The 10,938-nt window shown below is 65.8% G+C and carries 14 protein-coding genes; 7 read left to right on the top strand and 7 right to left on the bottom strand.

The genetic code is table 11. The annotated features are described in order from the left end of the window. Positions 1–235: 235 nt before the first annotated feature. A complete protein-coding gene (gene parC / locus KY389_RS09170; protein ID WP_219830620.1) occupies positions 236–2,470 on the bottom strand; it encodes a DNA topoisomerase IV subunit A in 2,235 nt (744 codons plus the stop codon). An 80-nt stretch (positions 2,471–2,550) separates the two neighbouring features. Between parC and KY389_RS09165 the strand changes: the two genes are divergently transcribed. The 7 genes from KY389_RS09165 (at position 2,551) to KY389_RS09135 (ending at position 7,570) form a co-directional block, all read left to right on the top strand. Beyond that, complete coding sequence (locus tag KY389_RS09165; RefSeq protein WP_219830619.1) at positions 2,551–3,120, top strand: SH3 domain-containing protein; 570 nt, start codon at positions 2,551–2,553, stop codon at positions 3,118–3,120. Continuing rightward, positions 3,117–3,941: an SDR family NAD(P)-dependent oxidoreductase gene (locus KY389_RS09160; protein ID WP_219830618.1), complete on the top strand. Its 825-nt coding sequence runs from the start codon at positions 3,117–3,119 to the stop codon at positions 3,939–3,941. The genes KY389_RS09165 and KY389_RS09160 overlap by 4 nt, the downstream gene beginning before the upstream one ends. A gap of 24 nt (positions 3,942–3,965) precedes the next feature. Next, positions 3,966–4,166 carry a twin transmembrane helix small protein gene (locus KY389_RS09155; RefSeq protein ID WP_219830617.1) on the top strand — a complete coding sequence of 67 codons (201 nt, stop codon included), beginning with the start codon at positions 3,966–3,968 and terminating at the stop codon, positions 4,164–4,166. Beyond that, complete coding sequence (locus KY389_RS09150; protein WP_219830616.1) at positions 4,166–4,738, top strand: cob(I)yrinic acid a,c-diamide adenosyltransferase; 573 nt, start codon at positions 4,166–4,168, stop codon at positions 4,736–4,738. Before KY389_RS09155 ends, KY389_RS09150 begins: the two co-directional genes overlap by 1 nt. A gap of 123 nt (positions 4,739–4,861) precedes the next feature. Continuing rightward, positions 4,862–5,620 carry an electron transfer flavoprotein subunit beta/FixA family protein gene (locus tag KY389_RS09145; RefSeq protein WP_219830615.1) on the top strand — a complete coding sequence of 253 codons (759 nt, stop codon included), beginning with the start codon at positions 4,862–4,864 and terminating at the stop codon, positions 5,618–5,620. After that, on the top strand, positions 5,620–6,546 hold the full coding sequence (locus KY389_RS09140; protein WP_219830614.1) for an electron transfer flavoprotein subunit alpha/FixB family protein: 927 nt from the start codon (positions 5,620–5,622) through the stop codon (positions 6,544–6,546). The genes KY389_RS09145 and KY389_RS09140 overlap by 1 nt, the downstream gene beginning before the upstream one ends. Before the next feature lie 148 nt (positions 6,547–6,694). Further along, positions 6,695–7,570, top strand: coding sequence for a 3-hydroxybutyryl-CoA dehydrogenase (locus KY389_RS09135; protein ID WP_219830613.1), 876 nt, complete (start codon positions 6,695–6,697; stop codon positions 7,568–7,570). A gap of 42 nt (positions 7,571–7,612) precedes the next feature. Here the strand turns inward: KY389_RS09135 and KY389_RS09130 are convergent, their stop codons facing one another. From KY389_RS09130 to KY389_RS09105, 6 genes are all read right to left on the bottom strand, one after another. After that, positions 7,613–8,008, bottom strand: coding sequence for a DUF2852 domain-containing protein (locus KY389_RS09130; protein ID WP_425517173.1), 396 nt, complete (start codon positions 8,006–8,008; stop codon positions 7,613–7,615). Positions 8,009–8,097: 89 nt separating this feature from the next. Then, positions 8,098–8,712 (bottom strand): TetR/AcrR family transcriptional regulator, encoded by a 615-nt coding sequence (locus KY389_RS09125; RefSeq protein ID WP_219830611.1) that lies wholly within the window; start codon positions 8,710–8,712, stop codon positions 8,098–8,100. Continuing rightward, the gene (locus tag KY389_RS09120; protein WP_219830610.1) at positions 8,712–8,990 is read right to left on the bottom strand and encodes an HPr family phosphocarrier protein; all 279 of its coding nucleotides are present in this window, start codon (positions 8,988–8,990) and stop codon (positions 8,712–8,714) included. The genes KY389_RS09125 and KY389_RS09120 overlap by 1 nt, the downstream gene beginning before the upstream one ends. Continuing rightward, positions 8,987–9,409 (bottom strand): PTS sugar transporter subunit IIA, encoded by a 423-nt coding sequence (locus KY389_RS09115; protein WP_219830609.1) that lies wholly within the window; start codon positions 9,407–9,409, stop codon positions 8,987–8,989. The genes KY389_RS09120 and KY389_RS09115 overlap by 4 nt, the downstream gene beginning before the upstream one ends. A gap of 31 nt (positions 9,410–9,440) precedes the next feature. Then, positions 9,441–10,391 carry an RNase adapter RapZ gene (gene rapZ / locus KY389_RS09110; protein WP_219830608.1) on the bottom strand — a complete coding sequence of 317 codons (951 nt, stop codon included), beginning with the start codon at positions 10,389–10,391 and terminating at the stop codon, positions 9,441–9,443. A 27-nt stretch (positions 10,392–10,418) separates the two neighbouring features. Further along, the gene (locus KY389_RS09105; protein WP_219830607.1) at positions 10,419–10,829 is read right to left on the bottom strand and encodes an HPr kinase/phosphorylase; all 411 of its coding nucleotides are present in this window, start codon (positions 10,827–10,829) and stop codon (positions 10,419–10,421) included. Positions 10,830–10,938 lie beyond the last annotated feature (109 nt).

Below are 10,938 nucleotides of genomic sequence, written 5' to 3'. Positions count from 1 at the left end.
GTCTTGCCGTGGTCAACGTGACCGATCGTGCCAATGTTGACGTGCGGTTTCGTCCGTTCAAACTTTGCCTTTGCCATCTGGGCCTCCTGGATACCACGGGGCATGGCTGAGATGGCCCCGGATTTGACGTGCGCTGCGATCTATAAGGGGACCGTGGAAAAATCAAGGGCAGGTTGCGCCCCTGGCGCAACGCCCCGATGAGATTGTGGCCGCGCCGCGCGGCCGTGACGAAAGATCACGCGAAGCGGTTGTCTCGGGGAAAGCCACGCGGTGCCATGCGGCCCGCGGTGGCGCGCTTGCCCAACCATTCGGTCAGGTCGGGTTCGTGCCGCGTCTTGCCGCCGCCCATGGGCCAGGACAGGCCCTCGGCCAAGGTCAGGCAGACCGCATCCGACAGCCCGCCATCCTTGAACTTGAGCAGCCGCACGCCCTTGCCGCGCGCCATCTCGGGCAATTCGTCCAGCGGAAAGACCAGCAGCCTGCGGTTGTCGCCGATGACCGCGACGTGATCGCCCTGCACCGGGCGGCACAGCAGCGCGTCGCCGTTCAGAACCTGCTTGCCTGCGCGCGTCTGCGCCAGGATGTCCGAAGCGCCCACGATAAAGCCGTCCCCGGCTTTCGAGGCTACAAGATAACGCCCGCCCTCGCGCCAGGGGAAAACGGCGACGATCTCGGCTTCGTTCGGCAGGTCGATCATCAGGCGCAAGGGTTCGCCCATGCCGCGCCCGCCGGGCAGGTTCGCGGCCGGAAGCGTGTAGAACCGCCCGTTCGAGGCGAAGATCATCAGCTTGTCGGTCGTTTCGGCATGAAGCGCGAAGCCCGGACCATCGCCATCCTTGAACTTGACTTCGGCGTCCAGCGGCTGGTGGCCCTTCATCGCGCGGATCCAGCCCATCCGGGACAGGATCACGGTCAAAGGCTCGCGTTCGATCATCGAATCAAGGTCGATCTCGGGCGTCTCGGTGGCCTCTGCGATGGTGGTGCGGCGCTGGCCCTCGGGACGGGACTTGCCGAAAGCATCGCGCACGTTCTTCAGTTCCTCTGCGATACGCGCCCATTGCGCGCCTTCGTCGGCCAGCATGGTCTCCAGCGCGGTGCGTTCCTCAAGCAGGGCGTCGCGTTCGGCGCGCAGTTCGATCTCTTCGAGCTTGCGCAGCGCACGCAGACGCATGTTCAGGATCGCCTCGACCTGGGTCTCGCTCAGCGCGAATTCGGCCATCATGACGGCCTTGGGGTCATCCTCGTTGCGGATGATCTCGATCACGCGGTCCAGGTTCAGATAGGCGACCAGATAACCTTCCAGCACCTCGAGCCGGGCCGCGATCTTGCCCAGCCGGAAATTCGAGCGCCGGACCAGCACTTCGCGGCGATGGTCCAGAAAGGCGCGCAGAACCTCCTTGAGGGAACAGACCTTGGGCACCCGGCCGTCGATCAGGACATTCATGTTCAGGTTGAAGCGGATTTCCAAGTCGCTGGTCTTGAACAGCGCGCCCATCAGCTGGTCGGGATCGACGCTGCGGGATTTCGGCTCCAGCACGATGCGGACATCCTCGGCGGATTCGTCGCGGATATCGGCCAGGATCGGGATCTTGCGGGTCTGGATCAATTCGGCCAGCCGTTCGATCAGCTTGGATTTCTGCACCTGATAGGGGATCTCGGTGACAACGATCTGCCACTGGCCCCGGCCCAGATCCTCGACCGACCAGCGGGCGCGCAGACGGAAGGCACCGCGGCCGGTGCGATAGGTCTCGGCCATGCTTTCGGCGGTCTCGACCAGAACGCCGCCGGTCGGGAAATCGGGGCCCTTGATCAGTGCGGCCAGCGTATCATCGCGCGCATCGGGCGACTTGATCAGATGCAGGCAGGCATCCACGACCTCGTGCAGGTTATGGGGCGGGATGTTCGTCGCCATCCCCACCGCGATCCCCGAGGCGCCATTGGCCAGCAGGTTCGGAAAGGCCGACGGCAGGACGACCGGCTCGGTCAGCGTGCCATCGTAATTGGGGCGGTAATCGACCGCATCCTCGGCCAGCCCGTCCATCAGCGCCTCGGCCGCAGCGGCCAGGCGGGCCTCGGTGTATCGGGCGGCGGCGGGGTTGTCGCCGTCGATATTGCCGAAGTTCCCCTGGCCGTCCACCAGCGGGTAGCGCATGGCAAAGTCCTGCGCCAGACGCGCCATCGCGTCATAGATCGCCGCATCGCCATGGGGATGGTAATTGCCCATCACGTCGCCGGTGATCTTGGCCGATTTGCGAAACGCCCCGTTCGACGCCAGCCTCAGTTCGCGCATCGCATAGAGGATGCGGCGATGCACCGGCTTCAGCCCGTCGCGGGCATCGGGCAGCGCGCGGTGCATGATCGTGGACAGCGCATAGGTCAGATAACGCTCGCCGATGGCTCGGCTGAGCGGCTCTGACATCGTGCCCTTGTCGGCACCTTCGGCGGGATCGGCAATCGGATCGTCTGACATGCGCCCTTGGATAGGGCGAGGCGCGGCAACGGTCCAGATCGAAAAGTGCCGAGGCTCGGGCGCGGAACAGGAGCGTCGGCTTGGCGTTGAACAACAAGGCGGCTAGGATCGCCGAGACGACGGGGAACGCGCCGGTGATGTTCAGATTGTCCTTTCTGCTTCTGGCAACGATTGCGGGGATCTACGCCGCGTTGATGATCCTTGGTGGCGAGAACCTGCGCGCCGAACGCATCCTGTCCCAGCCCGTTGCGGTCAGACTGCCCGAGCCCGTTGCTCTGCCCGAGGCCGCAGCCATGCCGGACATGCCGGAGCAGGCAGCCGAGCCCCTGCCCCAGCCAGAGCAGACGCCCGAACGGGCACCGCGCTTCCCCGGCCCTGCGCTGGAGCGTTCGCCCGAATTCGCGGGCCGCGATCCCCAGACCGAAACGCCTGCCCCCGCCGCGCCAGACGGCCCTGCGCTGTGGGTGACGGCCAACCGCCTGAACATGCGCGCCGCGCCCGATACTGCCGCGAGTGTGGTCACAGGCCTTGACGGCGGCACGCGGTTGGAGCCTCTGGCCCCCGAACAGGACGGCTGGGTCAACGTCCGCGCGCCGGGCGGCCAGACAGGCTATGTCTCGGCGCAATTCGTCAGCGACCAACCGCAATGAGGCAGCCCGGCCGGGTGCTGATCACCGGCTGCTCGTCCGGGATCGGGCTGGATGCCGCGCGCCGACTGAGGGCCGAGGGCTGGCAGGTCGTCGCCACCTGCCGCCGCCCCGAGGACATCGCCGCCCGAAAGGCCGAGGGGATGGAGTGTCTGCCCCTCGATCTGGCCTGCGAGGACAGCGTTGCCGCCTGCGCCCAGGCCGCCCTTGCCGAAGGGCCGCTGGACGCGCTGGTCAACAACGCGGCCTTCGCCCTGCCCGGCGCGGTCGAGGACATGCCGCGCGGCGCGCTGCGCGCCATCTTCGAGGTGAACCTGTTCGGCACCCATGACCTGACCCGCCGCCTGATCCCGCATTTCCGCCAGCGCGGCGGGCGGATCGTGAACATCAGTTCGGTCCTGGGTCTTGTGGGCATCCCTTGGCGGGGCGCCTATGTCGCAACGAAATTCGCGCTGGAAGGGCTGACCGATGTGTTGCGGCTGGAAATGCACGGCACCCCGGTCCGCGTCATCCTGATCGAGCCCGGGCCCATCACCAGCCGCATCCGCCAAAACGCCATTCCGCATTTCGAGCGATGGGTGGACTGGCAGTCCAGCCCCCGCGCCGACCAGTATCGCGCCAGCCTGCTGAACCGACTCTATGGCCCACCCGGCCGGGACCGATTCGAGCTGCCCGCCTCGGCCGTCAGCGACCGGATCCTGACCGCGCTGACTGCGCGCAACCCCGCGCCGCGCTATTATGTCACGGCCCCGACGCGGATTTCGGGGCTGGCAAGGCGCGTTCTGCCGACCCGCGCTCTGGACTGGCTCGCGCGGCGGAACTAGGTTGACCCCCGAAAGGCGGTCCCCATGGCAGACAAACCCCTGTTTCTCGTGACCATCATCTCGATCGGTGTGGTCATGGCCATTTTGCTCACCGGCATCGGCGGCTTCGCCAGAGGCGGAGAGTTCAACCGCAAGCACGGCAACCGCATGATGCGCTGGCGCCTTTACGCGCAGGCGGCGGCCATCGCGATCATGCTGCTCTTCGTGTGGTGGAGGGCGCGCTGATGGTCGTCCTGAACCGTATCTATACGCGCACCGGCGATCAGGGCGAAACCGCCCTCTCCGACGGCAGCCGCGTGGCCAAGCACGACCCCCGCGTCGAGGCCTATGGCACCGTGGACGAACTGAACGCCACGCTCGGCCTCTGCCGCCAGCACGCGACGGGCGAGATGGCGCAGCGGATCGCGGTGATCCAGAACGACCTCTTCGATCTGGGCGCGGACCTGTCGCGGCCGAACATGGCGGCAGACGATCAGGCGGGCTATCCCGTGCTGCGGATCATCGACGCGCAGGTGACGCGCCTGGAAACCGAGATCGACGCCATGAACGCGCATCTGGAACCCTTGCGCAGCTTCATCCTGCCCGGAGGATCGCCTTTGGCCGCGCATCTGCACCTGGCCCGCACCGTCGCGCGCCGCGCGGAGCGGCGCGCCACCGAATTGCTGGCGCGCGGCGATGTGAACGGCGCGGCGATCCGCTATCTGAACCGTCTGTCGGACTGGCTGTTCGTCGCCTCGCGCGTGGCCAACGACAACGGGCGGGGTGACATCCTCTGGGTGCCGGGCGCCAGCCGTTAGCGCCGCGACCGGCCCGGCGCCGGTCGCAAACGCTGCGTCTTGCGTCATTTTTGCCCTGTCATTGGGCGATTTCCGCCTCTACCTTCCTGTTCGACAGATGACGCAACCAAGGGAGAGAGGCCGATGAAGGTTCTCGTGCCAGTCAAGCGCGTGATCGACTACAACGTGAAGGCCCGCGTGAAGGCGGACGGTTCCGGTGTCGATCTGACGAACGTGAAGATGTCGATGAACCCCTTCGACGAGATCGCGGTCGAAGAAGCGATCCGGCTCAAGGAAAAGGGCGCGGCCTCGGAGATCGTCGCCGTCTCGATCGGCGTCAAGCAGGCCGCCGAAACGCTGCGCACGGCGCTGGCCATGGGCGCGGACCGCGCCATCCTGATCGTCGCCGCCGATGACGTGCACCAGGACATCGAGCCGCTGGCCGTCGCCAAGATTCTCAAGGCGGTGATCGAGGCCGAACAGCCGCGTCTGGTAATCGCAGGCAAGCAGGCCATCGACAACGACATGAACGCGACGGGTCAGATGCTGGCCGCGCTGCTGGGCTGGGGTCAGGCGACCTTTGCCAGCAAGCTGGAGATCGCGGGCGATGTCGCCCATGTCACGCGCGAGGTCGATGGCGGCCTGCAGACGATCGAGGTCAAGCTGCCGGCCATCGTCACCGCCGACCTGCGCCTGAACGAGCCGCGCTATGCCAGCCTTCCCAACATCATGAAGGCCAAGAAGAAACCACTCGAGGAAAAGACTGCTGCCGATTACGGCGTGGACACGACCCCGCGGCTGACCGTGGTCAGCACGCGCGAACCCGAGGGCCGCAAGGCCGGGATCAAGGTCGGCTCGGTCGATGAGCTGGTGTCGAAACTGAAGGAAGCGGGGGTGGTGTGATGGCTGTTCTTCTTCTGGCCGAGGTCACGAATGGCGAATTGAACCGCGACGCGACGGCCAAGGCCGTGAACGCGGTCAAGGCCCTTGGCGATGTGACGGTTCTCTGCGCGGGCGCCTCGGCGCGCGGCGCGGCCGATGCGGCCGCCACCATCGCGGGCGTCAGCCGCGTGCTGGTCGCCGAGGATGCGCGCTATGGCCACCGTCTGGCCGAACCGACCGCGGCGCTGCTGGCCGGGCTTGCGGGCGAATACAGCCATGTCGCGGCTCCGGCCACGACCGATGCCAAGAACATCATGCCCCGCGTCGCGGCGCTGCTGGATGTCATGGTCATCTCGGATGTCTCGGCGGTGATCGACGCAGACACGTTTGAACGCCCGGTCTATGCCGGCAACGCGATTCAGACGGTGAAATCGGGCGACCGCGTCAAGGTCATGACGATCCGCACCGCCAGCTTCGACGCCGCCGGCGAAGGTGCCCCCGCCCCTGTCTCGGACGCGGCGCTGGCTGATGATCCGGCGCTGTCGAAATGGCTGTCGGACGAAGTGGCGCAAAGCGACCGGCCGGAACTGACCTCGGCCAAGCGCGTCGTCTCGGGCGGCCGTGCACTTGGCTCCAAGGAGCAATTCGCCATGATCGAGGCGTTGGCCGACAAGCTGGGCGCGGCCGTCGGCGCCAGCCGCGCCGCCGTCGATTCGGGCTATGCGCCGAATGACTGGCAGGTCGGCCAGACCGGCAAGGTCGTCGCCCCCGAACTTTACGTCGCGGTGGGCATCTCGGGCGCGATCCAGCATCTTGCGGGCATGAAGGACAGCAAGGTCATCGTCGCCATCAACAAGGACGAAGAGGCACCGATCTTCCAGGTCGCCGATTACGGTCTTGTGGGCGATCTGTTCAGCGCCGTCCCGGAGCTGATCGAAAAGCTCTGACCGGGTCAGCCGATTCGACCGGGCGCCCCCGCAGGCACCCGCAGAACGCCGCCTCCGCGACGCAACCTTGCGCCACGGGGGCGGTTTTTGCATTGCGGCATCGCAGCACGCCTCCTATCGTCTGCGCGTCACTGCAAGGGGGGCATCCATGACGATTCAGACGGTTGGGGTGATCGGAGCGGGCCAGATGGGCAACGGCATTGCCCATGTCTTCGCCCAGGCGGGCTATGATGTGCTGCTGACCGATATCAGTGCAGAAGCGCTGGACAAGGCCATGGCGCTGATCGAGCGCAATCTCGACCGGCAGGTAAGCCGCGAGAAGATCTCGGCCGCCGACAAGGACGCCGCGCTGGCCCGGATCCGCACCACCACGCAGCTTTCCGATCTGGGCCAATCCGACCTGGTGATCGAGGCAGCAACCGAGCGCGAGACGGTCAAGCAGGCCATCTTCGCCGACCTTGTGCCGCATCTGAAACCCGATACGATCCTGACCTCGAACACATCGTCGATCTCGATCACGCGCCTGGCCAGCCGCACCGACCGCCCCGAGAAATTCATGGGCTTCCACTTCATGAACCCGGTGCCGGTCATGCAGCTGGTCGAGCTGATCCGCGGGATTGCCACGGACGACGCGACCTATCAGACCCTGCTGGAGGTCGTCGAACGCCTGGGCAAGACCCCCGCCACGGCCGAGGATTTCCCCGCCTTCATTGTGAATCGCATCCTGATGCCGATGATCAACGAGGCCGTCTATACGCTTTACGAAGGGGTCGGGTCGGTCCAGTCCATCGACCTGGCGATGAAGCTGGGGACCAATCACCCGATGGGGCCGCTGGAACTGGCCGATTTCATCGGGCTGGACACATGTCTTGCCATCATGAACGTTCTGCATGACGGTTTTGCCGATACGAAATACCGCCCCTGCCCCCTGCTGACGAAATATGTCGAGGCCGGATGGCTGGGCCGCAAGACCGGCCGCGGCTTCTACGACTATCGGGGCGACACCCCGGTTCCGACGCGCTAGGCACCTTGGCGCGGGGCCGGCGATCCGGCCCCGTGACGATTGTCAGGCATCGGCCTTGGCATTGCGCCTTTCCATGAACTGGTCGAACTCGGCCTTGTCCTTGGCCTCGCGCAGCTTTTCAAGAAAGTCCATGAATTCGCGATGCTCGTCCTCCAGCCGCTTCAGCGTCTGCTCGCGATAGGCGTCAAAGGCCGAATTGCCGGTGGCGGGGGCGTGATAGCGGGGTGCGTGACTGCGCTTGCTGCATCCGAACATGCGATTGCTCCAGATCATGTAGAACAGGAAGGCCAAGCCGATCGGCCAGAAGGCGATGAAGCCCAGGATCATGGCGGCGATCCATGCCTTGCGGCCATGCCCGTCCAGCCAGTCTCGCCCCCGCCGAAGAACGTCGGAAAGGCGCGTCCCTCCAGGAACCGGAGGCAACGCCTGTGTGCCCATGCTCATCTTTCATCTCCGATGTTAATGTTAATTACATTCACATAGATGGAAGCCCATATCCATCGCGTCAAGGGCATCAAGGGGAATAATCACTCGGGGATCAGGCCCAGCCCACGCAGATAGACGATCACGCCACTTTCCAGCATCTCGGAAGGCGAAACCGGACTGCGGCTGCCGGGCTTACCACGGCCGAACAGCTCGACGACGCCATGGCTCAGGGCCCAGATATGGTTCGCGACCATCCGGGGTGGGGGACGGCGATCCTCGGGCAGGCGCTCGGCCAGGGCCCTGGCACCCTCGACCAGCACGCGCTGCGCGCGTTCGGAGGCGGCGGCCAGATCGGCATTGCCGGCGATGGACAGGCCGGATTCGAACATCGCCATATAATAGCCGGGCCGGTCGCGGGCAAAATCCAGATAAGCCTGCCCCATCCGAAGAAAGGCAGTGAGCGCGCGCGGGCGGCCCCCATCGAACGCGGCCTCCAACCGTCCGGCAAATTCGACAAAGCCCTGCCGCGCGACCTCTTCCAGCAAATCCTCGCGGCCCTTGAAATGGCGATAGGGGGCGGCGGCGGACACGCCCGCCCGGCGCGCGGCCTCGGTCAGGGTAAAGGCCTGCGGCCCCTGTTCCTCGATCAGCGCGGCGGTCGCCTCGACCAGCGCCTGGCGCAGATTGCCGTGATGATAGGAACGGCGTTCGGCCACTACATGCCTTCGCCGAAACAGTCCCCCACCAGCGCCTCCAGCGCGTCGGCCAGCGCCGCGGCCTCGGGGCCGCTTGTGGTGACCGTGATAGTGCTGCCACGCGTCGCCGTCAGCATCAGCAGTCCCATGATGGAATCGCCCGAAACCTCCATTCCATCCTTGGAGACCAGGGCCCGGGCGTCGTAGCCTTCGACCACATCGACGAACTTGGCGCTGGCGCGGGCATGAAGCCCCTTGACGTTGACGATGGTCAGCTGACGCGTGATCACATCGCTCATCGCGCAAGCCGCCCCAGGTTGGAATCCACCTCGGGGGGAACATGATAGGAATTGATGTATTTTCGCCCGGCCTCCTTGGCAAAGGCCACGGCGTCGGACACCGGCAGGTGGCGCGACTTGGCCAGCTTGACCAGCATCGGCAGGTTCGCGCCGTAAAGGATTGCGCGGTCCCGCATCGCGCAGGCCGGAAGAGAAAGGTTCGAGGGTGAACCCCCGAACAGGTCCGTTACCACGACGACGCCTTCGCCCTGATCAACCGCGTTCGCGGCGGCCTTGATTTCGGCCGTCTTGGCCGCACGGTCGTGATCATCCTCGATCGCGACGGCAGCTATCCCGGCCTGGGGTCCGACGACATGTTCGACCGCCGAGAGATATTCCCGGGCCAGTCCTCCATGCGCTACGATCACAATTCCTATCAACGCGTTCCACCACGTCCTGACTGCGGCATCGTCATGCCCGCCTCTTGTCCGGTCCTGCCTCGGCTTTGAGCGCCGCATCGCCTTCAAGGGGCACAGCGTTGATCCGCCGCTCAAGTTCCCTGTGCCTTATTGACACCGGCCACCCCGTCTCTGCAAGCGCAACGGCCATCTTTTCGACCAAAGTGACGGAACGGTGTTGCCCGCCGGTGCATCCGAAGCCCACGGAAAGATGCGATTTGCCCTCTTCCATATGGGCGGGAAGCAGGAAACACACAAGATCGCGCGTCCGCTCGAAGAATTCCGCGAATCGGGGATCGGCCTCGACATGGGCCTGAACGCGCGGGTCCAGCCCCGTCAGCGGCCGCAGATCAGCCTGCCAGTGCGGGTTGGCCAGGAAGCGGCAGTCGAACATCAGGTCCAGACCGCGCGGCACCCCGCGCTTGTAGCTGAAGGAATGCAGCGACACGCTGAGCCGTGACGACGCGCTCATGTCGAACCAGCGCGCCAGTTCGGCGCGCAGGTCGTGGGGCGACAGGTCGCTGGTATCGACCAGCACGTCGGCGCGCGCCCGGATCGGCGCCAGCAGGTCGATCTCGGCCATGACGCCCGCAAGGGGGGCGCGGTCGGGCGACAGGGGATGACGACGACGCGTCTCGTTGTAGCGGCGCACCAGCACGTCGGCGTCGCAATCCAGATACAGGACTTCGGGCAGGAAACCCGGGGCACGGGTCAGCCGATCGATCAGTTCGATCACATTCGAGGCCGAAAAGTCGCGGTTACGCACATCCAGCCCAAGCGCCAGCGGCGTGGGCCGCGCCGGGCCGTCCAGCAGCCGCGGGATCAGCGACAGCGGCAGATTGTCGATCGCCTCGAAGCCCAGATCCTCCAGCACGTTGATCGCGGTGGACCGCCCGGCCCCGGACGGTCCCGTCACCAGAACCAACCTCTGCGTCCCGGTCTCGGTCTCTGTGGCGTCTGTCATGGCATACCCCTTCGCGAGCAGCGCCCCTTATTCCAGCCGCCCTGCCAGCAGCATCTGCCGCAGCGCAGCATGAAGATGCGGCCGATATGGCCCCAACACAAGAGGCAGCCGCATTCCCAGCCATTCCACATGCCGCCATTTCGGCAGGCGCATATCCTCGGCCAGGCCCAGATCGCAGGCCATCATCAGCGCGGCCGGCGCGGTTTCGGCGGCCAGAATGCCGATGCCCCGCGCCTCGATCCGGCCAGCCACGCCTGCGGGCGCCGAGGCCACCAGCCGCCCCTCTTCGACGCGCAGATCGGTGCGGTCATCGGCCACCAGCACCGCCCCCGCCGCCATCAGGTCCAGCGCCAGGCTGGACTTGCCCGAACCGGAAGGGCCCAGGATGATCAGCCCCCGGCCATTCAGCGCGACAGTGCTTGCGTGAAGCTGGATCATGCGAATCACCTCCCTGTCCAACATGCCCGTGATTGGTTAATTCCGCGCGAATGTCCGTCAGATTCCCTTCCGTTGGCGATAACATTCGATGTTGGCGCTAACCGTTTGC

Source organism: Paracoccus bogoriensis (assembly GCF_019431455.1).
Lineage (GTDB): Bacteria > Pseudomonadota > Alphaproteobacteria > Rhodobacterales > Rhodobacteraceae > Paracoccus > Paracoccus bogoriensis.
Note: the sequence above shows the minus strand (reverse complement) of the source record. Positions and strands in the feature narration are given on the sequence as shown.